Raw genomic sequence first — 25,376 nt, 5'->3', positions numbered from 1 at the left:
TTTAAGGATAGGGTAAGCAATGAAATTTTTATTAGCTTTAATCATTAGTAATGTTGCTCTAGCTGCTGGTGGTGAGTACCGCGGTGGTCATTTAAGTGATCTTCTAGTTCCTGCAATTAACTTCACAATTGTGTTTGGTTTTATTGCGTGGAAGATGATCCCATTTATGAGCAAATCATTCACAGAAAAATCAGAAAACATTAAAGACTTAGTTGAGTATGCAGCAAAGAAAGATGCTAAGGCAGAACAAGAGCTACAAGCTTCAAAAGCTAAGATCGATAACATTCAAAGTGAAAAAGAAAAAATCATTTCAAATGCAAAAGTAGATAGCGAAAAGTTTGAACAAAAATTTGTTGAAGAAATGAAAGCATCAATGGAAAAAATGGAAAAAGATTCTGAGCATAAATTAGAATCTGAAAAGAAAATGATGCTTAAAAGTCTTAACGAATCACTTTTAGATGAAGTTATTAACAAGACTAAAAGTACAATTCATAAAGATGAAAAATTATCAAATAAAGCAACTAGTAATTTAATATCAAGACTATAGTTCTAGGGTAGTAAAATGAAAGATAAGAATGTAGCCAAAGCGTATGCAAAAGCGATTTACAACCTAGGTAAAGAGTCAAATCTTGACGTTGCTAAAGAATTAACAACACTTACTGAAGTGGTTAACGAAAACAACAATCTTGAAAATGTTATGTTTCTTGATGTTTTCTCTGCTGAAGAAAAAACAGCTGTTGTTAATGATGTAATGACAAAATTAGGACTTTCTCAAGTTGTAAAATCATTTATTAATTTCCTACTTCAAGAAAAAAGAATTGGTCTTATGCCAATTATTTTTAAAGAAGTAATCGTTATCGATGATCATGAAAAAGGTTTCATGAGAGGAACAATCGAAGGTAGTGCAGATTCAATTGATACTGAGTCTCTTGATAAGATTAAATCTTTTATCAAGAAGGAATTAGGATCAGAGCCTGAATTAACTTACGTAAAAAACGAAAAAATAACTGCAGGTGTTCGAGTGACAGTTGAAGACTATCAAGTCGATGCTTCTGTAGATAAACAACTTAATACTTTAAAAGAATCAATTATAAATGGTTAAAAGCCAATTATTGTAGAGGTAAATGATGTCAATGAATCCAGAAGAAATTACGAGCATTATCAAAGACAGAATTGCTAACTTCGAAACTAAACTACAAGTTGATGAAGTAGGTACAGTTCTAACTGTTGGTGATGGTGTTGCTAGAATTTTCGGTCTTAAAAATGCTATGGCCGGTGAACTTGTAGAATTTGCTACAGGTACAAAAGGTATGGTTCTAAACCTTGAAACTAACAACGTTGGTGTTGCTATTCTAGGTGATGATCCAAAAATCACAGAAGGTTCAACAGTTAAAAGAACTGAAAAGATCGTTGAAGTACCAGTAGGTGACGCTCTTTTAGGTCGTGTTGTTGATGCTATTGGTAATCCAATCGATGGACAAGGTGAAATCGTTTCTGAACACTCAAGACGTGTTGAAATTAAAGCTCCAGGTATTCTAGCTAGAAAGTCTGTACACGAGCCACTTCAAACTGGTATCAAAGCGATTGATTCAATGATCCCAATCGGACGTGGTCAACGTGAGCTTATTATTGGTGATAGAAAGACTGGTAAAACAGCTGTTGCTATCGACACAATCATCAACCAAAAAGGTAAAGATGTTATTTGTATCTACGTTGCTGTTGGACAAAAGAACTCAACAGTACGTCAAGTACAACAAAAGCTAAAAGAAGCCGGTGCTCTTGATTATACTATCATCGTATCTGCTACTGCTTCTAACTCTGCACCACTTCAGTACCTTGCTCCATACACTGGTTGTACAATGGGTGAGTACTACAGAGATAGTGGTAAGCACGCTCTAATCGTTTATGATGATTTAACAAAACAAGCACAAGCATATCGTCAGCTTTCACTTCTTCTAAGAAGACCTCCAGGGCGTGAAGCATTCCCAGGGGACGTTTTCTACTGTCACTCTAGACTATTAGAAAGAGCTGCAAAACTTGCTGATAAAGACGGAGCTGGTTCACTAACTGCACTTCCAGTTATTGAAACTCAAGAAGGTGACGTTTCTGCATATATTCCAACTAACGTAATTTCGATTACTGACGGTCAGATCTTCCTAGAAGGTGACTTATTTAACTCTGGTATTCGTCCAGCTGTTAACGTTGGTATTTCAGTATCACGTGTTGGTGGTTCTGCTCAGATTAAGGCAATGAAGAAAGTTGCTGGTACATTAAGACTTGATCTTGCTCAGTATCGTGAACTTCAGGCATTCGCTGCTTTCGGTTCAGATCTAGATGAAGCAACTCAAAAACAACTTTCAAAAGGTGAAAGACTTGTTGAGCTACTTAAGCAAGCTCAGTACTCACCTTACGATGTAATTGATCAAGTTGTATCTGTTTATGCTGGTACAAAAGGAATGTTTGACTCTGTTCCTGTAGAAAAAGTTAAAGAAGCTGAAAGAGATCTAATTGATCACTTAAATGCATCTCACTCTGAGCTTATGACTTCTATTAGAAATGAAAAAGCAATCTCAGGAGAGAATGACGGTAAATTAGCTACTGTTATTAAAGAGTTTATCGCAAGTAAGAACTACTAATTATTGAGGAGCCATAATGGCAAATATTAAGGATCTTAAAAAGAAAATCAAAAGTACAAAGGGTACTTTAAAGATTACGGAAGCTATGAAACTTGTTTCAGCTGCAAAGCTAAACAAGGCTCAGAATGCAATTCTGAATGCTCGTCCTTATGCAAATGAATTAGAAGATTCAATTAAGACAATTTCTGCCTTAGTTGAAGATTACAATCACTCTTTCTTACAAAATAACGAAAGTAAGAAAGAAGTTTTACTTGTAATCTCATCTAATAAAGGTCTTTGTGGTGGTTATAACTCTGGGCTTGCAAAAGTAGTTAAAAACTACGTTGCAAATCATGAGGATCCATCAAATTTAGAAGTACACTTTATTGGAACTAAAGTTAAAGAACTTGTTGAGAAACTTGTTAATGTTGGTGGGTTCTATGAGTTTGAAAAAGCTGAACCTCAACATCATGAAATTGCAGATCTAGCTTCAAAGCTATCAGCACTTTTCTCAAGTGGTGAAGTAGGAAAGGTAAGTATCGCTTACAATATTTTCTATTCTGCGATTTCAATTGAGCCAACAGTTAAGCAAGTTCTTCCAATGACTTTAGATTCATCTGAAAAAGAAGAGCTTAAGGAAAAGTATCCGTTTGATTTTAGATACAACCCTAATGCAGAAGAAATTCTTAACGGCCTTATTCCTGAGGCATACACAAGTGCAATGTGGACAGCAATTTTAGATGCTACCGCAGCAGAGCACGGATCACGTATGTCAGCAATGGATAGTGCTGTTGGAAACTGTAAAGATGCAATTAGAACATTAACATTAAAAATGAATAAATTGAGACAAGCTGCTATTACAACTGAACTAATTGAAGTTGTTTCTGGTGCTGAGTCCCTCAATGGTTAAGGAGCGTAGAATGTCACAAGCAAAAGGTGTTATTCGTCAAGTTATGGGTCCTGTTGTAGACGTTGAATTTGCTGATGGAAATTTACCGGAAATCTATAACGCACTCACAGTTACAAACAAAACAATTAACGACAAAGAAAATAACCTTGTTCTTGAGGTTGCTTCTCACCTAGGTGATAACGTTGTTAGAACAATTGCAATGGATCAGACTGAAGGTCTTTCAAGAGGGCTAGTTGTTTCTGATACAGGTGCACCAATTCAAGCGCCTGTTGGACGTGAATGTCTTGGTCGTATTATCAATGTAGTTGGTGAAGCTATTGATGAAGCTGGTGAAATTGGAAATAAGAAATCTTATTCAATTCACAATACAGCTCCAACATTTGAAAACCAGTCGACTAAACTTGAGCCATTCTTTACTGGTATTAAAGTTATCGACCTTCTTGCTCCATACCTAAAAGGTGGAAAGATTGGTCTATTCGGTGGTGCTGGTGTTGGTAAGACAGTTCTAATTATGGAACTTATTAACAACATTGCAACTCAACACGGTGGTTTCTCAGTATTCGCAGGTGTTGGTGAAAGAACTCGTGAAGGTAACGATCTTTACGAAGAAATGAAAGAATCAGGGGTTATCGATAAGACTGCCCTGGTATATGGTCAGATGAATGAGCCACCAGGTGCACGTGCACGTGTTGCTCTTACTGGTCTTTCTATTGCAGAATATTTCCGTGATGAAGAGAAGCAAGACGTTCTTTTCTTCGTTGATAATATCTTCCGTTTTACACAAGCAGGTTCAGAGGTTTCTGCCCTTCTTGGTCGTATCCCTTCTGCCGTTGGTTACCAGCCAACTCTTGGTACAGAAATGGGTGCTATGCAGGAGCGTATTACTTCAACTAAAGACGGTTCTATTACATCTATTCAAGCAGTATACGTTCCAGCCGATGACTATACGGATCCGGCTCCAGCGACTACATTTGCTCACTTAGATGCAACAACAGAACTTAACCGTTCAATTGCTGAAAAAGGTATTTACCCAGCGGTAGACCCTTTATCATCATCTTCAACAATTCTATCTCCAGATATTCTTGGTGAAGATCACTATGCAGTTGCTAGACAGGTTCAAGAGATTCTTCAAAGATATAAAGAGCTTCAAGATATCATTGCTATTCTTGGTATGGATGAGCTTTCTGAAGATGATAAAGTACTTGTTGGTCGTGCTAGAAAGATTGAGAAGTTCCTTTCTCAACCATTCTTCGTTGCTGAGCAATTCACTGGTATCCCAGGTCAGTTCGTAGATATCAACGATACTATCAAAGCATTCAAAGCTATCTTAGCGGGTGAATGTGATGAAGTACCTGAGCAAGCGTTCTACCTAGTTGGTAACCTAGATATGGTATACGAAAAATGGGAACAACTTAAAAAGGATGCGTAAGCAAAATCGACTGGCTAAGGCCAGTCTATTGTTTGCTTCGCAAGCTCCCCTTGAAAGGAGCATGCTTTTTTCGAGAGCGAGGGTTTAGGCCCGAGCGGTTCGAAGTAGGAGCAAAATATATAATGCTTTATAATAAGGATTAAATGATGAGTAACTTTGTTGTAAATATATTAACGCCTAGCTCAGTTGTAGCGAAGAATGTACCGGCAGAATCAGTATTTATCCCAACTCTAAAGGGTGAAATTGAAGTTCTAGCAGGTCACACTCATATTGTTGAAAAACTAGCTACAGGTAGCGTTGCAGTTCACGGTGATGATCAAGAGAGATTTTTCACTGTAACTAATGGTATAGTAAAAGTTTTAAACGACGAAATTACTATCCTTTCTTTGACTTCTGAAGAAGATAATCAGATTGACGAAGAAAGAGCTACTAATGCACTAATTTATGCTCGTGAAAAACTGAAAGATACTTTAACTGACGAAGAATTAGTTAAATACCGTCGTAAGGTTGAAAGAGCGCAGCTTAGATTACAACTAGTTAAGCAAATCTCTAAATAGATTTAATACTATTTGAAATATAAAAGGGCCCCGTAATTCGGGGCCTTTTTTGTATCGGCAATATTTGCCTCTTAAGCTTTAAAAAAAGTAATAATGCGAAAATAGAGCTAATGATAAAGCTTCTAATTTCACTATTATTCTTAATTTTTCAAGTAAGTTCTTCAGCACTTACTGGTAGCGATATAATTCGTCTCAAACCTAAGAATTTTGAAACGAAGGAATTAAATTCATTCAACTTTTCTGATATTTATTCTGACACAATTAACTTGAGATCATCTGGCGTTAAAAAAATTAACAAGCATGGAAATCCAAAGGCAATTGAGAATGCAAAAGATAAAACCAAGAAAGAAGAGATGGTCTTCTTTACATACGGTGATGATAAAAAGAATAAAGTGAATAAAGCTAAACCGGTCTTAAGACCGACTGTAGCATTGAAGAATAAGGCAAGAAAAGCAGGCGGAAAGCCTAAAAACTATAAGCCTATAATTGATTTCTCAAGCTTTATACAATCAGCTGCGAAACGTACGAAAGCGGCTTCTACGTTTAATATTAAGCTTAGAGAGTTCAATCATAAAGGCCCATCAAAGAATAATTTAAGCGATTACGACTTAGTGCCTAGTTATAATCTAAATGAATTACTAACTGATGCAGGTTCTTCAGTTATCAAAGTACCAATTGCTCCAGATGATAAGTTTTCTACATTTAGAGCATCTGTAGCTGCTCGTGGAATTATTCGTACAAATTTTGAATTAAGTGCTCGAAGTGATACGACATTTGATATTCCTGTAATAAGTGCAGATTACCTCGATAAAATTCTTGAAAAGAATAAGATAAAAGAGGAAACGGGTGCACACATTTTAGTTGATCTTGGAAGTAAGATTGATACATCAACATTTACGGGTAAATTTAAAAAGAAAATATTTTTAAATAAGAATTTTAAGCAAATTGAGCCAGGTGGATCGTTTGTATATGAGCTTTACTTAGATGTTGAACTAGGTAATCACTTAATTAAATACATGGACTTTAAAGGAAAGGTTGCTCAAAAGATTATCCATCTTGTTCAAGATGAAATGACTTATGAAGCACCATATTTACTGAGTTCAAAGGCTGTTAACTTCTCTGTTTTTGAAGAAAATCTTGCTGCTAAAACACTACAACAAATGAATCTTGATGCTAAAAGTATTAACTACTTTAATCGAGATATTAAACCAACGAAAGTTGGCCTTAATCGTTACAAATTAATCGCACCAATTCGTGAAGCAGGATTTAAACACTATTTAGAAGTTGGAAAAGAGACACCTGTTTTTGTTGGTTTTGATGATATTAAGAAGATTGTCATACCATCTCTTGAATATATTGATTATTTAAAAGAATTATTCCAAAACTATGCTGATAATGGTGCATGTGTAATCCAAATAAATTTAGATCGACCTCTTGTGAACTTTGAAGCCTATATGTCTTCTCTTAGACCATCAGGATCTTATGATTTCTACTATATGGATAAAGATGGAACAGTGAGTGCTGAAATCACAGGGCTAACTGAGAAGGTCTTTGTGATCTCCCATGATTACGGAATTCTTAATACGAAAATTGATTCAGGAAATGGAAATATTAACTATATGCAAAGCTTTTGTACTGAAGGTTTATATATTATTGAACACATCTAGTTTGAGAGAAATTACTAGATAAAATGAGGAGATTTTATGAAAAGATTATTAATTGCAATGATGATTATGGTTGCGGGATTTCAAGCAAATGCAGGTATCTATGTTGAGCCTTATTTAGGTTACAACTTAGCAGGTGACTTTAATAATGTTGACACAAATGGTGTTAATATTGGTGGTCGTCTAGGTTATTCTCTTCCTATGCTTGTAAGCCTTGGGCTAGATTATAATATGGGTACATATGATGCTGATGGTACTGATATTGATGTAAGTAACTTAGGTTTATACGCAGCAGTAGACTTTCCTATCTTAGTAAGAGCTTACGCTTCATATTACTTAAATGCTAAGGCCGAAATTGGTGCTTCTGAGTATGAAGGTTCAGGTGTAGCTTTAGGTGTGGGATTTACAGGTCTTCCATTCGTATCAGTTAATGTTGAATACCGTACAATTAATTATGATGAATTAAATGGTGCAACAGTTGATGTAGATGCTTCTGAAGTACTTTTAGGTGTATCACTTCCACTTGATCTTTAATTTTTATTTTAAATTATAGATATAAGAAGGCCCACTTTTAAGTGGGCTTTTTTTATGCTTCAAATTCTTTATTATTAAATATATCCATTGTTCGTTTGTAGCCGGCTTCAAGCATTTTTGTCATCTTCTTAGGATTCAAGCTGAATACATCAGCAAAAAAGAGATTGAAATCCTCATGAGTTGGATAAATATCGATTAATTTAACATTTGGATCGTAATTAAGCTTTCTTTCAATAATAGAAGTGATGTGACGTCTTTGATCATTACTGAATTTCTCATTAATCATATACTGGTTAACAGTATCAATAATATCCTGTGCTGCAATTCTTCGAGCACGAGAGTCGATAATCTTCTTTTGAATCATTAGGTATATTGCTTGTGTACAAATTGCTGGTAGTCCGTAATTTGCAAGTGAACCAATTTCATCTTGATAGTGATAAGGCGTATGTGTCCAACTTGAAATAATATAATCACACTTATTATCCACAGCAACATGAGTTGATAATGTTTCTCTAATTTCACCATCAATATAGAAGTCAGTCTTATTTGTTGTATTATTATGAATTGGATAAGGTGTATAAAATGGGGGTACACTCATTGAAGCAGTAGCAGCTTCAGCAATTGGAATATCAGTATAGTAGTGTGCAGTTGGATCATGACTTGGGTTTGGGTAGTTATACCTTGAGAAAATAACCTTTCTAGAGTGATCTAGTTGAGTGGCTATGATAAATAGATCGGCGTCATAATCATCAAAATTATTAGATTTAATAATATTATCTACAATATAATCATGGAGTCCTTGAGTTGAAAATAATCCCGATATGGAGATTATTGGGCTTAAGACTTTTTTTAACATTCCTGGAAAACCATCTAATGGATCATAGAGATTTGGATGGTGAGGTTTTAATTTTGGCCTTTTAATGGAGAGCATATCTCGATATGTAATTGGTTTTAGGCCATGTTTATTCTTGTGTAGGAATGCTTCAATAATGTCCATTGGAGAATGGCCAGATGCTAAATAGAGGCTTATTAGTGCCCCAGCACTTGAACCAACATATGTTGAGATTTCAAAATCAGGATTTACATCCGAATGATTGTGTTTAAACGTAAAACCTAGATCATGAAGTGCCCAGCTAACACCTAGGTGCCATGCAGCAGCTTTAACAACTCCACCTGAAAGTACGAGAGCTGTCTTTTTTGAACGTAAGTTTTCCATGTCAATTCGATTCATAAATTAATTATACTCGATATAGGCATTTATGCATTGATAAATTTTGGCAAAGCACGTCAAGTTAGTTAAAATTAAGGAATGATTTGGATGGACATAAATGACTATTCATTGTTGAAGGGAATCTCAATATCAACAATTCGTCGCTATATAAAAAAAGAAAAATTAATTTGGAAGTTTGAAAACGGTAAATACCTGATTCAAATTAACGAGTGGGAATATAATGATTCATTTAATGAATCAAATGCAATCGTATATTTAAAACGATTACAAGAAGAACACGAAGAATTAAAAAAAGAATTAATCAAAACCAAACAAGAGATTAATGAGTATAAGATGCTTGTTGATCTTTATGAAGGCCGTCTGAATGAAAATAATCAAGTTACTTTTAACTAGTTTTATTATTCTAATCTCAATTGATGCTTTTGCTGCACCAAGTGCTCGTCGTTGTATGATCTTACCTGTAAGGGATACTGTTGGAGGAGCTATCGGGTATGAAGTTTTCTCAAAAATTGAGCGCTACCTAAAGTCTTCTCGTTGGTGTTATTACCAATATAATTCTGAAATTATTAATATCTTATCAAACTATAAACAGGATCTAGATAAGGCATTAGAAAATCCAAAAGTTTTACGTTTAGTTTCTGATAAAACAAATGCTGGCTCAATTATTAAAGTTAAAATTGAATCACTTCCTCAAGGTGTAACAGTTCACTTAAAAATTATAGGTGCAAATGGACAAGATATCTTATTTCGAGAAGAATTAGATTTAAATCAGGATGATCCTGATGTTATTGCTCAAACTGTAAATAATTGGTTAGACCAATATGAAAAGCAAATTCCTTATGATGCTAGAGTTCTTGGTGTACTAGGGCAGCAATTCTCAATTGATTTAGGTAAAGATGCAGGGATCTATGTTGATTATGAAGTAAAAATAGTACGTCCTATGAGACGTCGTCGACATCCTCTTTTAAAAGAAGTTGTTGACTGGGATACGAAAACAATTGGTACTGGGCGAATTATTCATGTAGGTGAGAGTCTCTCACAAGTTAAAGTTTTAAGATACGAAGACAAAAGTCTAGTACAAGTTGATGATTGGGTGATCATTAATAAGAATACTAAATCATCTGAAAAAAGAGAGATGCAGTATACACCAACTGAGGATGAGGAAGCTTATAGCTTTGGATTACTTGGTAATTTTGGAGCCTCTCTACTACTAGGTACTGGATCAAATAATAATTCGTCTGCTTCAGGCGGAACAAAGGCCATTAGTGGATTTGATTTTAAAATTGCAATTGAGGGTGAAATCTATGCTACTAGAAACTACTGGGTTGGGATTGATCTAGAAAAAGGCTTTGGAAGTTATTCTAAAGATTCAGGCACTCTTAGTCCTGAAGATAATTCAATGGATTCTTCAACATTCAGACTTCTTGCTGGTTATAAGTATTTACCAATGGGATTCTTCTTCGGCCCACAAATTGATATATATCTTGGTTACGGTTCATATTCACATGGCTATGATACACAAATTAGTAATGGCTTTACTGGAGTTAACTTCAGTGGTCTTCTCATTGGTGCCAAAGGTTCAATGCCAATTGTTAAAGATTTAAGAATTTATTTTCAATTCGATTTTATGTTCTCTCCTAGTTATGAAGAAGACGTTACGGTTTTTGGAAATGCAAGCGATACAAGTAATATCTATCTTGAAGCTGGTGGAGAATATAAGTATGGACCTGCAGTCACATTATTTGGTGGGATTGCCTACTTAGGAAACAAAGCCGAGTTTGCTAGTGATCAAAGAAAGGTTGATATCAAAAGTACATCACTTAAAGCCGGTGTAAAATTTAAATTTTAACAGGTAAATAATGAATAAGATTAAGTTGTTAGAAGATCAAATAAAGTATCATAAAGCTTTATATTATCGCGGTGAACCTGAAATAAGTGATATTGCTTACGATAAAATAGAAGATGAGCTTAGGGAAATTGACCCTGATAATCCGGTCCTAAATTTAGTAGGTTCTACTATATCGTCACTTGAAAAGGTAAAGCATGATAAGAAAATGCTCTCTCTTGGAAAAACATATAAGATCGATGAATTAATCAATTGGGCCAAGGACTACGAAGTATTAGGAATTTACAAAGTTGACGGTGTTTCATGTTCACTGATTTATGAAAATGGAAAACTTGTTATAGGTAAGACTAGGGGAGATGGTACATTTGGTGAAAATATCACTCAAAAAGTACAATGGATGAAAGGTGTCCCTAGTTCCATTCAAGATAAAGAGAGAATAGAAATTCGTGGTGAAATGTATTGCGACGAAGAGTCATTTTTTAAATTATCTGAAGCGATGATCTCACAAGGTCTTGAAAAACCTACTTCTCAACGAAATATTGTGGCAGGACTTGTTGGCCGTAAGGAAAATATAAACTTATGTTCTTTTATTAATTTTAAAGCATTTGATGTTTTAGGAATTGATTTTGATAAGGAAGAACAGAAATACCATCATTTACAAGAGCAAGGATTTGATATTCTCGAATATGAGATCATGAAATCAAAAAAAGATTTTGAAGCGTCGATAGAGGATGCAAAAGATTTTATGGCCAATGGTGATTATTTAATTGATGGGTTGGTATTTGTTTATAATGATATAAAGCTACATCATGAACTAGGTGAGACTGCCCATCATCCTCGTTATAAAATGGCCTTTAAGTTTCCTGGTGAAACAGTTCAAACGATACTTAAGTCGATTACTTGGCAGGTCTCTAGAAATGGTATTTTAACTCCTGTTGGAGAAGTTGAGCCTGTTAGTATCAGTGGTGCTGTCGTTTCACGTGTTACACTTCATAACTTTGGAATGGTAAAACAACACAATCTAAAAGCAGGTGATAAGATCGAAATTATCCGCAGTGGTGAAGTTATACCTAAATTTCTACAAACAATTAAGGAGTCAGAGAATGATTTCTCTGTACCAACACATTGTCCTAGCTGTGATGCTCCAGTTAAACAAGTTGATATACGAATTATTTGTGATAATCCTGCATGTCCAGCACAAGTCAAAGAAGTTATCTTAAACTTCATTCAAAAGATAGGTATTGATGATTTAAGTTCTAAGCGTCTCGAGGAAATGATTCGCCGTAAGCTAGTAACAAAGATTGAAGATCTTTATAATTTGAATATTGATAAATTAATTGAACTAGATAAAGTTAAAGAAAAATTGGCCACAAAACTTTTAACTAGTATTGAAAAGTCAAAGAAGGCTGATCTTATTACTTTTCTTTCTGCACTTGGCATTACTGGTGGAGCCTACAATAAATGTGAAAAAGTTGTTGAAGGTGGATTTGACTCAATCGAGAAGTTGCTAGCGATGACAGCGGAGCAATTACAAGGCCTAGAAGGATTTGCAGAGAAGTCAGCAACGACTTTTGTTAATTCATTACAAGAAAAAAAAGATCTTATAAAAAACTTACAAGAAATAGGTTTCACATTTGAAGTAATCGAAAATGATACTGGATCTAGCTTGGCTGGAATAAAAATATGTATTACTGGTTCTTTATCTCGAAAAAGAAGTGAGATTGAAAAAGATATAAAAGCAGCTGGTGGAACTCCTGTTAGTTCTGTAAGTAAGAATACAGATATTCTTCTTACAAATGAAACTGAAGCTAAGTCTTCTAAGTATAAGAAGGCATTAGAGTTGGGAATTACTATTAAGACTGAAGATGAAGTAATGGGAATGATTAATGGCCAAAAAGAGTAAGAAAGTTTTTGAATGTTCAAACTGTGGCTTCCAAACAGCTAAATGGATGGGGCGTTGTACAGATTGTGGTGAATGGAATAGTTTCACAGAGCAAACTTTCTCGCCAGTACAAGAAAGTATTAAAGTAAAGGCCGTTGGTGAGACTCAACCTAAGAAATTAAAAGAAATTGAAGTTGAAACATACAATCGCGTCTCAACTGGGATCGATGAATTTGATCGTGTTGTCGGTGGAGGACTTGTTCCAGGATCACTTATTTTAATTGGTGGTGAGCCAGGTATTGGTAAATCAACTCTTTTAACTGAAATGTTATCAAAACTATCAGGAAGACAAGAAAACGAAAGCTTCTTATATGTAAGTGGTGAAGAAAGTGAGGGGCAGGTTGCCGGTAGGGCCAAACGAATGGGCCTAAAAAACGATTCCTTCTATATATATAACGAAACAAATTGGCAGAATATTTTAAATCAAATTAAAAAGATAAAGCCACGTTTTATGGTTCTAGATTCAATTCAAACAACGACATCTAGTGAGTTGTCTTCGCCTCCAGGTACTGTTTCACAAATTCGTGAAGTAACTTATGAGCTGATGAATCATGTGAAGGCTACTGGTATTACTTGTTTTGTTGTTGGTCACATAACAAAAGATGGTGCTATCGCTGGGCCTAAGATTTTAGAACATATGGTTGATACAGTTATCTATTTTGAAGGTGATCAATTTGGTCATTATCGTATGCTTCGTGCAATCAAGAATCGTTTTGGAAACACTAACGAAGTTGGTATTTTCGAAATGAAAGAAGATGGCCTTAATGAAGTAAAGAATCCTTCACAATTCTTCTTAGAAGATGATCTTGAAGGGAGCTTCGGGAAGAGCTTAACGTGTATAAAAGAAGGGACAAGACCGCTCTTTGTAGAAGTACAAGCTTTAGTAGCAGAAAATAAATTCGGAAATGGAAGACGTACAACTCAGGGATTAGATAATAATCGTGTAGCTATGATGGTGGCCATTATCGAAAAATATGCTTCAATTCCTATGGGAATGAATGATATTTACGTTAATGTTGTAGGTAGTATGAAACTTACAACACGTGAATCCGATCTAAGTATTATTGCAGCTCTTTTAAGTTCATATAAATCTAAACCTATTCCAAAAGATACGATCTTTTTAGGCGAGGTGGGCCTAACTGGTGAAGTTCGAACAGTTCCTCATATGGAGATGCGTATTAAAGAAATGGAATCCTTAAATTATAAAACTTTAGTTGCATCACCAAAGATTGCACGAGAGTTTTCTAAGAAATCTAAATTAAAAATTATACCAGTTAGAAAAATTACAGATATCTTTAGCGTGTTAGGGGATTAACCCTAACCGCTAATTTAGAAATTGATTTCTATATATTTAGACCAAAGATTCTTCTTATAGTCGTAATATTGTCGATGATCATTTTTAGTTTCAAATAAAGACTCTTTCTTCCATTGTTTACTAACATCTTCTATGGTCATAAGCCCTGCTCCAATTGCAGCTGCTAGTGCAGCTCCATAAGATGTCGTTTCAATTATTTGTGGTCGTGTTACATTAATTTGAGAAATATCGGCTTGAATTTGCATAAGGAGATTATTTGCAACAGCTCCACCATCTACTTTGAATTCTTCAAGATCACTACCCATATCACTTTTCATTGCCTTAATTAGATCATTAATACTTAAGGCAATTCCTTCAAGTGCTACACGACATATATCATCAGTATTTGTTGCTCTAGTCATTCCAATTAGTGCAGCTTTTGCGTTTGGTTTCCAATACGGTGAACCAATCCCTGTAAAAAAAGGTAGAAGTAAAAGGTCTTTAATTTGATCAATATTTTTTACATTTAAGGCCTTATCTTCTGTTTGAGCGGCATTATCAATAATCTGTAAATTATCTCTTAACCATTGCACGCAGGCACCAGCAATATAACAAGATCCTTCTAAAGCATAGTGTGTCTTACCTTGATACTTATAAGCAACAGTAGTGAGTAATCCATGATCTGAATATTTCTTTTCTTCTCCAGTATTTACTAACATGAATGCGCCTGTACCATAAGTACATTTACCAGTTCCTTGTTTAAAACATGCTTGACCAAACAGGGCCGCTTGTTGATCTCCCAAAATTCCGTTTATAGGAATTCCATCAGGCAGAAAGTTTAATCTTTTAGTTATTCCAAAGTCACAGATCGATTCACATATTTCAGGTAATAGATTCTTATCTACCCCTAGTTTCTCACATAGTTCATCATCCCATGAACAATTATCAAGTTCCATTAGGAGTGTTCTTGATGCATTTGAAACATCAGTTTTAAAAGATGTTTGTCCAGTTAAACGATAAAGTAAGAATGTATCAATCGTTCCAAATCTTAGGTCGTTATTCTTATGGGCCTCTTTTACGTATTGGTTATTCTCAAGAAGCCAGTGCATTTTTGTACCAGAAAAATAAGGGTCTAGCGGTAGTCCAGATTTCTTTTTGAATAACTCTTCATCTGCTTTAAGCGATTCACAATATTGTGCCGTTCGACGGTCTTGCCAAACGATGGCCTTAGCAAGAGGTTCTCCTTTGCGATTAAATGCACATGTCGTCTCTCTCTGGTTTGTAATACCGATGGATTTAATCTTACTAGTATCGATATTATTCCTCTTTAATACTGTTTCGACAGTTAGACGTACACTCTTCCATATTTCATCGAGATCATGCTCTACCCACCCAGTATTTGGAAAATACTGTTTAAATTCTTGATTTTCTTTGTCAATGAATTCAAAAGTCTCAGCATTAATAACAGTTGCAGTCGTACCAGTTGTTCCCTGATCTAATGATAAAATATACATATTTACTCCAGTATAGAGAGAATTAATTTAAATATTATTGAGATAATCTTAACCCAGGATCATGCCCTGGGTAATTGCGCACAATGCTGTTTATTGCAATTTCCCACTGGCCAGCTAAGAATGAGTTGGAACCCTTTAAGATTGTTACAGATAATCCGACAAGTATAACAAGTAGGAATATGAACTCGATGAAAGTTTGGCCGGAATCATCTAAAAAATGTTTTCGACTCTTATTTTTGCCAATTTCTTTCATTTTAAGTTGCCTTTTTTGCATGATGCAATTATTTCTTACTTTGTGTATAATTGTATTTTAACTGGGGTCGGAAATTGAGTACAGAAAGAAAAAAATTTCCATTTAAACTAATCGCAATCGCTTGTTTTCTAGTATTGGGCTCATTATTTGTTACTGATGAGAGTTTTACTACTGCTAAAATTGCAGGCGTTGATACAAAAAAGATTCAACATTATGAGTCAATGCTCGTTAGGCCAGATTTAAAATCAATTAAAGGTAAAGAGTTTAAAAAAGAAGATCTTTCAAAAGGTGTTGTGATTTTAAACTTTTGGGCAAGTTGGTGTACACCTTGTCTTGAAGAATTTCCTAGTCTAGTTTCATTAAGATCTGGAATTGAAAATAAAGATCTTAAAATCATTGCAATTAACTCTGATGAAGGGCCAAAGCAAGATAAGAAAATCAATGAAGTTAGTAAAAAGTTCAATGTTAACTTTGATATCGTTAAAGATAAGAATGGAAAGTTAACTGATGCATTCATGGTTTCAGCAATTCCAGTCTCAATTGTATTCAAAGATGGAAGAGTGATGGAAGTCGCTAATGGATCAAAAGACTTTAACTCTGAAGAATTCAAAGAAAAAATTCAGGAATGGCTTAAATAGAATTTCTATTAACGGCCAAGTTTCTTCCCCAATTATATGTAATTTCAGAAATTGTCTTTGTCTTAAAGACGCTAAACCTTGGTTTTAACTTTTCTACTATTGCACCTTGATCATATTTACCAACTGCAGCTGCTGCATTTAATGTAATACCACTCCACATTTGAGTCATATTAATTCCATATAAAGGAGCAGCAATTGAAGCTAATAATAGTAAATTGTCACAATGACATGAACCAGGATTGTAATCTGAGGCAATAGAAAGTTTACATCCACCATCTGCTAGTGCCTTGGCATCTGCTTTTGGTTTTCCTAAGAAAATTCCTGTACCTGGTAATACTGTTGCTACAGTTTTTGATTCTGCTAACTTTTTAATTCCATCTTCAGTAGTGCATAGAAGATGGTCTGTACTGAGTGCTTCGAGTTCACATGCGAGTATTGCACCTTTGTTATCATTGAATTCATCAGCATGAGTTTTCATTGGAATATTAAATTTCTTCGCTGTTTGAGCTAATTTTTTAACATCATCAGCATTGAAGTATCCTTTCTCATGAAATATATCAACGCAATCAATAATTCCATCATTACCAATTTCTTCGAGTAGTGGAATGACGATTTCATCCATATACTTTTCAGTATTGTTGTAGCTCTTAGGTAGTGCATGTGCAGGCATGAAGGTATTGATGATTTGAATTTCTGGAGCGAATTCTTCTTTAAGTTTAGCTATTAGTTTTGTCATTCGCTTTTCTCCTTCATAAGAAAGAGAGTAGCCTGATTTAACTTCAATCGTTCCAATACCGTATGATGCAATTCTGTTTACTCTTTCACGACATAGATTTAAAAGTTCTTCATCACTTGTTTCATTTGTTCCAACAGAAGTTGCAACAATTCCACCACCAGCTTCAGCAATGGCCTGGTAATCAGCACCATTTAATCTCATTTGGTATTCATCAGCTCTGTTACCACCAAAGATTAGGTGAGTATGTGAGTCTACAAGTTCAGGTGTAATGACATAACCACTTAAGTCTTTAGTAGACTTTGCTTTATCTTGATATTCTACAGGAATATTTGAACTTTCTCCGACCCAAATGATTTCATTGTCGTTAAAAACAATAGCGGCATTTTTGATGATTGAAGAATCTTCAGGCAGAAGATTGCGGCCATCTTTTTTAAATGCTTCTTTAAGTGTTAATAGTTCATTAATATTCTTGTAGATATACATTATTTTAATTTCCCGACGTGTTTTTCTACAGCTCTTAATAATTCGCCATTATCAACTAGAGCTTCAATATAGTTAATATCTTTGTAAAATACGCGATCTTCTTCAATTTTATCGACAGACTTTCTGATATGAGCAATTAACTCTTCAATTGCATCTGATGATCTTAATGGCCTATGGAATTCAATTGCTTGTGTATTACATAGTAGTTCAATGGCAAGACACTTTGTTGCATTTTCAATTACTTCATGAAGTTTTCGTCCTGATGTTACACCCATTGAAACATGATCTTCTTTATCAGTTGATGTTGGTACTGAGTCCACACTAGCAGGGTGACATAGGTATTTATTTTCAGAAGTTAGTGCAGCAGCAGTAACGTGTGCGATCATTAGACCGCTATTAAGACCTGATTCTGGTGTAAGGAACGCAGGTAGATCTGAGAATGTAGGATTCATCATTTTTTCGACACGTCTTTCACTAATATTACATAATTCAGCAACACCAATTGCAAGATAGTCCATAACCATAGCAATAGCTTCACCGTGGAAATTTCCGCCAGAGATAACTTCATCTTCACTAAGGAATATTAGAGGATTATCAGTAACAGCATTTAATTCAATACCAATTACTTCTTTGGCATGAGCAAGTGTTTGTCTTGAGGCTCCATGAACTTGAGGAACACAACGAAGAGAATATGGATCTTGAACCTTTCCACAGTCTACGTGTGAGTCAAGAATTTGGCTTCCAGCAATAATATTATTTACGTTAATTGCAGATGCAATTTGTCCCGGGTGAGGTTTTAGTCCATGAATTTTTGGATCATACGCTCTTAGTGTTCCACGTACTCCATCTAAAGTAGTTGCTGCACAAATATCGGCAACTTTAACTAGATTTTCTGTTTTCTTAATTGCCAGTGCACCAAGTGCGGCCATAACAGCTGTTCCGTTTATTAGAGCAAGTCCATCTTTTGGTCCAAGGACAACTGGTTCTCTTCCGATATCTCTAATGGCAAAATCTGAGCGAACCTCTTTACCGCCGTAAACAACTTCACCTTCACCAATTAAAGCAAGTGCAATATGTGAAAGGGGAGCAAGGTCACCGGAGGCTCCAACTGATCCTTTTTCAGGAACAACAGGGATAATATCATTGTTGATAAACTCAATTAATAACTCAACGGCTTCAATCGTTACACCTGAAAATCCAGAAGCGAGACAATTTGCTCTAAGTAGCATAATTGCTTTCGTGATTTCTTTCGTAAATGGTTTACCCACTCCAGTACAGTGTGAACGAATAAGGTTAACTTGAAGTTGTGATAGATCTTCTTTTTTGATGTGTTTATCGGATAAGGCACCAAAACCAGTATTGATCCCATATACTGGCTCACCTTTATCAACAATATTTTGAACGTAAGCTTTAGACTTAAACATATTGTCTCGTGCAATATCACTTAGTTTTACTTTTACAGTGTTCTTTTTTGCGTATGATACTTCATAGATGTCATCGACACTTAAACTGTGTCCATCGATAATAATTTCTTTCATCTTTATATTCCTATCTTAAAGTCTCTATTTGTGTTTTATATTGATCTTTTTCTTTTCCGAAAATATATGAGCCTGCAACCATATTGTCGGCACCTTTGTTACGACATTTTGTACCGGTCTCTTTGTTGATGCCTCCATCAACTTGTATTTTAAAACTTAGGTTATTTTCTTTTCTCACCTTATTTAAATATTCAATTTTATCCAAGGCATTTGGCATGAAGCTTTGCCCTCCAAAACCAGGTTCAACTGACATTACTAATACAAGATCTAGTTTCTTTAAGAGTTCTAAATCTAGATCTTGTGCCTTGGTCTTTGGTTTGATGGAAAGACCAATGCTATTATAGTGACTACGATATTTTGAAATGAGCTCCATATGGTCTGTCTCAATTTCAAAGTGATAAGTGATATTTTCTATCCCTACATCCTTTAGCTCTTCCATATGAAATTCTGGATTAGTTACCATCAGGTGAACATCAAGAGGTAGTTTTGTTTTCTTTTTTAATTGTTTAATAATGGGAATACCAAATGTTAAGTTTGGTACAAAGTGACCATCCATAACATCAAGATGAAGCCATAGATCGTTTACATCTTCAATTACAGAGATATCGGAAATTAGATTTGTGAAGTCAGCGGCTAAAATACTTGGTGATATTATGGTCTTCATCTAATCTCCTCTATGAAATTTCAAATGTATCGTATTTATTAGTAAGCCCGTTTACTGCATCAGTATCTCGGCAGGCTTTCTTTCCTTCCAGTTGAATCATATCTAGACGTATAGTTTTATCTTTCGATCCTACTAAGATTTTATTGTCACTTATTTTAATCTCACCTGCATTCAATTTGTTTCCTGTGTAAGGACTAATTTCTAAAACTTTTAGTCTTTTACCATTTAGAAAGCAGAATGTTCCAGGCCAAGGTTTTAGTGCACGTACTTGATTATGAATTTCATTATATGTTTTTTCAGAAAACTTGATATGGCCGTCTTCTTTTTTCAATGTTGGTGCAAAAGTAACATCTTCTTCATTTTGCTTATAAGAAGAGATGTCATCGCTAATCATATCTTGAATGAAATCATTTAGAGTAAGTGAGGCAGCAAACTTTAGACGTGTATATAGTTGTCCACCTGTTTCTTCAAATGAGATTGGAAGTTTTGATTCTTTTACGATATCTCCGGCATCCATCTTCTTGACCATTTTTTGAATTGATACACCAGTTTCATTATCACCATTTAAAAGTGCATACTGTATTGGTGCAGCACCTCTATACTTTGGTAATAGAGAAGTGTGGATATTGAAGCATCCAATAGTTGGCATATTTAAAACTTTTGACCCAAGAAATTGTGCAAATGCTAGAACTAAAAAGAAATCAGCATTGAGTTCCTCTAGTTTAGCAAGTAGCTCTTCATCTTTATTGATATTCTCTGTTTGATAGAAGTTAATTCTATTGTTTTTGCAGTATTCGATCACTGGTGGAGATTGCAGTTTTTGTCCACGGCCAGCTTTTCTATCCGGCATACTTACAACTAATTGCAGGTCAATCTGTGGGTGATTTGCAAGTAGTTCAAGGCTTGGACATGAAAAATCAGGAGTTCCAAAAAATACTGCTTTAAGTTTTTTCACTATCTGCCCTTTACTCGCTTCATATATCTTTTTGTTAGGAAGTTTCTTTTTAGAGTTGATAATCTCTCTAAAAATACAATTCCATCAAGATGATCATTCTCGTGTTGTATGCAGACTGATAATAGTCCATCTGCTTCAAGAATTTGCTCATTTCCATCTAAGTCTTGATATGTAACTTTAATTGCTTCAGCTCTTTTCACTTCTTCATATATTCCAGGTACAGATAGACAACCTTCTTCATAAACGATGTCACCAGCAGTCTTTTCAATTTTAGGATTGATGAAAATTCTAGGATTAAAGTTTGAGATGTCGTAATCACGTGTACCATCTGCACGAGTTACTTCTTTTCTTTCAAAATCGATGTCCATTACAAAGATGCGATCAGAAACACCAATTTGTGGTGCCGCAAGGCCAATACCTGGTGCGTGATACATAGTATAGAGCATGTCTTTGGCCAATTTCTTAAGAGAGTCGTTGAATTCTGTGACAGGCTCTGCAACTTTTTTAAGAATTGGTGCTGGATAAGTAAATATTTCTAGTTTTTCACCTTCTAGGGTGTAGTCTTTTAAAAATTCTTCTGTAGTATTCATGGCCCACTTATATCACGTGTGCACCGCACAAGTCCAGTCAGGAAACTTAGGTTAAGCGCCTGTTTTTATAGAAAATAATGGCAATGAAGAGGATGAATAGTGCTGGGACCGTAAAAGTTGCTAAAAATGGGTTAATTTTTAGGTTTCGTCCTAGTTCTAAAAAGTAAGTTTGTACTAACCAGTAGAGTATTGTGAAGACAAAAATAAATGCAGCACTGCGACCAAATGAACTATTTCTTCTATTTGGATTAAAGATACTAGTGGCCGCAATAAGAGCAAAGATAATACAAATAAGCCCTTCTGAAATATGCATGTAGAACATTACGAGATATTCATTAACATTGATACCATTGCTATTTAGTTGTGAGATATATTCATAAAGTCGCAAAAAGGTTAGTGTCGAGATATCTGCTTCAATCTTATTGAATTCCTCTAGGCTCTCGTCAAGATTGATGGGTAATTCATGGGCATCAATTTTAGGAAATGAAGGAGTTTCAAGATCATCGTAGCTCATCCCTTCATTTGGCCACCAACGCTGTGTTGTTGAGTCATAACTTAACATCTTAAATGTATCGATCTTTGTAAGCTGCTTATTATCATTGTAATGATAAATAGTTACATCATTAAGTGTATTGGTCTTACGATCGAAATTTGCAAATGAGAAAAAGTACTTTGGTGATTTATACCAAATCTTTCCTGATTTAATTGTGGAAGATGAAAGTCCCTTCTTTTGAAAAACTCTAAACTTCTCATCAGGATTTTCAAGTATATTTGCTCTTCTGGAATTTATATAAGGGCTTATATAACCACTTAAGATAAATTGAAATAATGCAACATAGATAGAGGTTGTAAGTATATCTTTAAGATAATTTTGACGAGAGTATCCTCCCGCAAAAATGGCCACAAGCTCGTTTCTACTTTTTAACTTATTAATAGAAAAAAGACTCGCAATCAAACAAGAGATTGGAATTACTTTAATTAAGAAGCTTGGTAGTTGAATTATATATCCAAGTAGTACCTCTTGAGCTGTTACTGTTTCACGTAAAAATCCTGTAATAAGGTTTCCAAGTGAAATTAACAGCAGCAGTGATAGTGCTGAAGAGGCAAAGAATTTTAGCCACTCTCTTGTGATTAAGGTTCTAACTACATTCATTTTACTACTTTATAGATTAAATAAATTATTGGCCTTAAAAGTATCTTATTAAATACAAAATCTAAAGACCTATTACGTTCAAAAGAATTCACGATATATGGTGAGTAATCGTAATAACGATTAATAAAAATAATACCCGCACTATACTTTGCTAGCTTAACTTTAAAGGCCCTTAGTGTGTTTAATAAGTCTTCATTTTCTGGATAAGCATGTGTTGCTAAGTAACAATTCTTTGATCTAACATTGATTTTTTCATAAGCCTGTTGAAAGGCTTTTTTATTATGTGCCTGTCCAGACCTTAAGAACTTTTTTATTAATTGTGCATTAGCATGTTGATATTTATACCCAATAGAAAACTTAATAAATTGTTGTAAGCATCTAACCGATTCTTGTCTTAACCTAGGACTTTTATCATATGACTTTGCAAGGTTCCAGTAAGCCTGGCTTACAAGTAGCAATTCTGCAACATCTCTTTCTGGATCAAACATCTTTGGTGTTAGATGCTTTTCGTCTGTTCTATTGTATGCGGCCAATATACCCAGGTAGTGTTTAAACTTTTCTACACTTTTTGGGAGGTCATTTTTAGCAACAAAATCGAGTGCTTGTTTAAGAGTTTTTAATCTTTCGGCATATGCATTCTTGACGCCTTCATTTAACTCTTCAACTTCACCGTCAGCTTTCTTTTTATTGCTCATGATAAATACCGATTGTTAGAAGCGATAAGAAAGAGAAAAAGAAGTTTCTTGGATCTCTTCAGCTATTTGTTTTAATAAAGCATCTTCATCAACAGAGATATTAGACATGGCAAAGTTTAAAGTTAACTTAGGTTGAATCCAGCTTATTCCAAATCCAGAACCTGATTGCATATCAATCTTATCGTCAAACATACCTGCTCTTATATAAAAATCAGAAAGAACATTGAATTGGATAGCACCTCTTACAAGAGAGCGCTCAGAAAGCTCTGTTGTGTAATCAGCACCGGCATCTAGCATTAGGGAAATAAATTTTCCATATTGGTACTGCATTCCAAGAATTGCTTTCGTTCCATTTTCAGAACTTTTAAATGGATCCATTGCAACCATACCTAGTGATAGGCTTGATGTGACTGCATGAAAAACACCAATATTAACTTGTGAGTATTCATTCTTTTCTATATTTCCTAGATAGTTATCAACTCTTTTTATATCTTGATATGTAAAACCAAGAGACGACTTAGGGCCAACCGTTGAAGCAAATGAAGTAGACAGTTGTTTGTAATTTTCGTCACCCTTCTTAGTCTTAACGTATGAAAGAGATCCTTTTAGAGCCTTTGAACTATCAGAGGCAATTACCGCTAAATTTGAAGAGCCTTTTAAATTATTTTCTTCAAGATCTTTGTTGTCTGTAGAAGATTTCTCAACATAAACTGAAGACATATTAAAAAATGCAATAGGGGCCGGGTTTAAGACAGTTGCTTCATCCATTAGAAGTGAGGCAACACCAGCTCCACCTGTCGACTTTAAACGCGTCGTTTTGTAGTCTAATATTTTTGCATTTGCACTTAATTGAATGATTAATAATAGTGATATAAATTTTACTAATTTGCTCATGTAATACCCTTGTTAACTTAGAAATATTATAAAGGTAATTTTAAAATTCGTCACATCTATATGTCTGATTGATATTGTCGGTCTTTTCTTCTTATTTGAAATTCAACTTACATGACTCATATTTTTTGGTATTATTATCAGTATTAATTAGGAGATTTATGAAAGTTTTAATTTTTTCGCTTTTACTATTTAGTACACATATTTATGCCTCAATTCCTTCATTAGAAGGACTTATGAGAAATCCTTCAAATCGTGAACTAGATAAGGAACTTGTTGTTGCACATATAATCGTAAAGCGAACGGCCGCTGATTCAGACTTTAATGATGATACGGCACAAGTTAATACAAATTTCTTTAAATATTTATTAGTTTCATCAGAAAATGAAGATGACTTTAAAAAGATGATTGCTGTTGAATATGAGAATGGAAGTTATGATGTTGGAGCCGTAAGTGACATTAAGAAGGCGACAAGGATAGAGGGTTTATTAACAAATGATAATACTAAAAATATTCTTCAGAGCTTGATTTTAAGTTACACGTTTAATAGTTCTTATGGTTTTAATAAAATTTTTAAATCAATAGAGGAAAATTATAAATCTAATTCTGAACTAATTAATAAAGATAAAGCATCCCTTATTGAAGAGTATAAGAAGTTTCTTGTTAAGAAGAAAGAGTACGAAGAGAAAGTTAAGGAATATGAGGATGTTAATACCGCTGCTCCTGTTTCTCCGCTTGATGCTGATGGTGAACAAAAGCAGGCAGAAATTAAAAATATTATGAATTCGTCATTATATCGTGGAACAAATAATCTTAAGTTGATAAAGCGAAATCGTGAATTTGTCTGGTCAATAAACTTAGACAATATTAAGGGTGAATTTAAAAATGATACTCATCAATTAGTCTTCTTGGAACTACATATGAGTGATGATGTTTATACGATTGTTCCTAGAAGTTATGTTACTTATAATGGTCGTTATACACTTCCAAAATATATAGAAGTAAAGAATTCAACATATAAATACCTTATAGAAATACCAACATACTATCTACTAAACTCAGCGAATAAGTCCATTGCCGAGAGAAGACAAGAGTATATCAAATTTAAAGAGCGAAATGATCAACGTGAAAGCGCTCAAGTTTCTATTGAAGGGGAAGAAATTCAAGAAAAAGTAAATCTATTGTTTTAGTAAGTGATTGATTTTACGACTTGAATTAATTTGTCTTTAAAGTAATTCCTATAT

Annotated in this window: 24 protein-coding genes; 14 read left to right on the top strand and 10 right to left on the bottom strand. The window is 34.6% G+C overall.

Going from position 1 to position 25,376, the window contains the following annotated elements; genetic code table 11:
* The first annotated feature begins 19 nt into the window (after positions 1-19).
* From DAY19_RS04550 to DAY19_RS04515, 8 genes are all read left to right on the top strand, one after another.
* Positions 20-547, top strand: a complete 528-nt coding sequence (locus DAY19_RS04550) for a F0F1 ATP synthase subunit B family protein (RefSeq protein ID WP_114705987.1) — start codon at positions 20-22, stop codon at positions 545-547.
* Between the two features lie 15 nt (positions 548-562).
* Positions 563-1,102, top strand: coding sequence for an ATP synthase F1 subunit delta (gene atpH, locus DAY19_RS04545; RefSeq protein ID WP_114705986.1), 540 nt, complete (start codon positions 563-565; stop codon positions 1,100-1,102).
* Between the two features lie 25 nt (positions 1,103-1,127).
* Positions 1,128-2,636 carry a F0F1 ATP synthase subunit alpha gene (gene atpA / locus DAY19_RS04540; protein WP_114705985.1) on the top strand — a complete coding sequence of 503 codons (1,509 nt, stop codon included), beginning with the start codon at positions 1,128-1,130 and terminating at the stop codon, positions 2,634-2,636.
* 16 nt (positions 2,637-2,652) lie between these two features.
* On the top strand, positions 2,653-3,525 hold the full coding sequence (atpG, locus tag DAY19_RS04535; protein ID WP_114705984.1) for an ATP synthase F1 subunit gamma: 873 nt from the start codon (positions 2,653-2,655) through the stop codon (positions 3,523-3,525).
* A 10-nt stretch (positions 3,526-3,535) separates the two neighbouring features.
* Positions 3,536-4,954 carry a F0F1 ATP synthase subunit beta gene (gene atpD, locus DAY19_RS04530; RefSeq protein ID WP_114705983.1) on the top strand — a complete coding sequence of 473 codons (1,419 nt, stop codon included), beginning with the start codon at positions 3,536-3,538 and terminating at the stop codon, positions 4,952-4,954.
* Positions 4,955-5,100: 146 nt separating this feature from the next.
* Complete coding sequence (atpC, locus tag DAY19_RS04525; RefSeq protein ID WP_158536784.1) at positions 5,101-5,511, top strand: ATP synthase F1 subunit epsilon; 411 nt, start codon at positions 5,101-5,103, stop codon at positions 5,509-5,511.
* 110 nt (positions 5,512-5,621) lie between these two features.
* Complete coding sequence (locus DAY19_RS04520; RefSeq protein ID WP_114705981.1) at positions 5,622-7,178, top strand: hypothetical protein; 1,557 nt, start codon at positions 5,622-5,624, stop codon at positions 7,176-7,178.
* A gap of 36 nt (positions 7,179-7,214) precedes the next feature.
* A complete protein-coding gene (locus DAY19_RS04515; protein WP_114705980.1) occupies positions 7,215-7,709 on the top strand; it encodes an outer membrane beta-barrel protein in 495 nt (164 codons plus the stop codon).
* 52 nt (positions 7,710-7,761) lie between these two features.
* Here DAY19_RS04515 and DAY19_RS04510 read toward each other — a convergent pair whose 3' ends face one another.
* On the bottom strand, positions 7,762-8,940 hold the full coding sequence (locus tag DAY19_RS04510) for a patatin-like phospholipase family protein (RefSeq protein WP_114705979.1): 1,179 nt from the start codon (positions 8,938-8,940) through the stop codon (positions 7,762-7,764).
* A 78-nt stretch (positions 8,941-9,018) separates the two neighbouring features.
* Here DAY19_RS04510 and DAY19_RS04505 point away from each other — a divergent pair, with 78 nt between their 5' ends.
* From DAY19_RS04505 to radA, 4 genes are read left to right on the top strand one after another with little or no spacing between them, the layout of a single operon-like run.
* On the top strand, positions 9,019-9,333 hold the full coding sequence (locus DAY19_RS04505; RefSeq protein WP_133296882.1) for a MerR family transcriptional regulator: 315 nt from the start codon (positions 9,019-9,021) through the stop codon (positions 9,331-9,333).
* Entirely contained in the window at positions 9,305-10,789 is a 1,485-nt protein-coding gene (locus DAY19_RS04500) for an outer membrane protein (RefSeq protein ID WP_114705977.1), read from the top strand. Before DAY19_RS04505 ends, DAY19_RS04500 begins: the two co-directional genes overlap by 29 nt.
* Positions 10,790-10,799: 10 nt before the next feature.
* Positions 10,800-12,689, top strand: a complete 1,890-nt coding sequence (ligA, locus tag DAY19_RS04495; protein ID WP_114705976.1) for an NAD-dependent DNA ligase LigA — start codon at positions 10,800-10,802, stop codon at positions 12,687-12,689.
* The gene (gene radA, locus DAY19_RS04490; protein ID WP_114705975.1) at positions 12,673-14,043 is read left to right on the top strand and encodes a DNA repair protein RadA; all 1,371 of its coding nucleotides are present in this window, start codon (positions 12,673-12,675) and stop codon (positions 14,041-14,043) included. The genes ligA and radA overlap by 17 nt, the downstream gene beginning before the upstream one ends.
* 14 nt (positions 14,044-14,057) lie before the next feature.
* Here radA and glpK read toward each other — a convergent pair whose 3' ends face one another.
* A complete protein-coding gene (gene glpK, locus DAY19_RS04485; protein ID WP_114705974.1) occupies positions 14,058-15,536 on the bottom strand; it encodes a glycerol kinase GlpK in 1,479 nt (492 codons plus the stop codon).
* Between the two features lie 327 nt (positions 15,537-15,863).
* Here glpK and DAY19_RS04475 point away from each other — a divergent pair, with 327 nt between their 5' ends.
* Complete coding sequence (locus tag DAY19_RS04475) at positions 15,864-16,427, top strand: TlpA family protein disulfide reductase (RefSeq protein ID WP_114705972.1); 564 nt, start codon at positions 15,864-15,866, stop codon at positions 16,425-16,427.
* Here the strand turns inward: DAY19_RS04475 and hutI are convergent.
* The 8 genes from hutI to DAY19_RS04435 are packed head-to-tail and all read right to left on the bottom strand — an operon-like array spanning position 16,420 to position 24,135.
* Positions 16,420-17,646 (bottom strand): imidazolonepropionase, encoded by a 1,227-nt coding sequence (gene hutI / locus DAY19_RS04470; protein WP_114705971.1) that lies wholly within the window; start codon positions 17,644-17,646, stop codon positions 16,420-16,422. The two genes, DAY19_RS04475 and hutI, sit on opposite strands and share 8 nt — an antisense overlap.
* Entirely contained in the window at positions 17,646-19,184 is a 1,539-nt protein-coding gene (hutH, locus tag DAY19_RS04465; RefSeq protein WP_114705970.1) for a histidine ammonia-lyase, read from the bottom strand. Before hutH ends, hutI begins: the two co-directional genes overlap by 1 nt.
* A gap of 10 nt (positions 19,185-19,194) precedes the next feature.
* Complete coding sequence (rpe, locus tag DAY19_RS04460; protein WP_114705969.1) at positions 19,195-19,848, bottom strand: ribulose-phosphate 3-epimerase; 654 nt, start codon at positions 19,846-19,848, stop codon at positions 19,195-19,197.
* A 10-nt stretch (positions 19,849-19,858) separates the two neighbouring features.
* The gene (gene fmt / locus DAY19_RS04455) at positions 19,859-20,803 is read right to left on the bottom strand and encodes a methionyl-tRNA formyltransferase (protein ID WP_158536783.1); all 945 of its coding nucleotides are present in this window, start codon (positions 20,801-20,803) and stop codon (positions 19,859-19,861) included.
* A complete protein-coding gene (gene def / locus DAY19_RS04450) occupies positions 20,803-21,393 on the bottom strand; it encodes a peptide deformylase (RefSeq protein ID WP_114705967.1) in 591 nt (196 codons plus the stop codon). Before def ends, fmt begins: the two co-directional genes overlap by 1 nt.
* 46 nt (positions 21,394-21,439) lie before the next feature.
* Positions 21,440-22,546: an LptF/LptG family permease gene (locus DAY19_RS04445; protein WP_114705966.1), complete on the bottom strand. Its 1,107-nt coding sequence runs from the start codon at positions 22,544-22,546 to the stop codon at positions 21,440-21,442.
* Entirely contained in the window at positions 22,543-23,241 is a 699-nt protein-coding gene (locus DAY19_RS04440) for a hypothetical protein (protein WP_114705965.1), read from the bottom strand. The genes DAY19_RS04445 and DAY19_RS04440 overlap by 4 nt, the downstream gene beginning before the upstream one ends.
* Before the next feature lie 15 nt (positions 23,242-23,256).
* Positions 23,257-24,135, bottom strand: coding sequence for a hypothetical protein (locus DAY19_RS04435; RefSeq protein ID WP_114705964.1), 879 nt, complete (start codon positions 24,133-24,135; stop codon positions 23,257-23,259).
* 158 nt (positions 24,136-24,293) lie between these two features.
* Here DAY19_RS04435 and DAY19_RS04430 point away from each other — a divergent pair, with 158 nt between their 5' ends.
* Positions 24,294-25,322: a hypothetical protein gene (locus tag DAY19_RS04430; RefSeq protein WP_114705963.1), complete on the top strand. Its 1,029-nt coding sequence runs from the start codon at positions 24,294-24,296 to the stop codon at positions 25,320-25,322.
* Positions 25,323-25,376: the final 54 nt, after the last annotated feature.

The organism is Halobacteriovorax vibrionivorans (genome assembly GCF_003346865.1).
Lineage (GTDB): Bacteria > Bdellovibrionota > Bacteriovoracia > Bacteriovoracales > Bacteriovoracaceae > Halobacteriovorax_A > Halobacteriovorax_A vibrionivorans.
The sequence above is the reverse complement of the archived record's forward strand: the minus strand, read 5'-3'. Positions and strand labels throughout refer to the sequence as shown.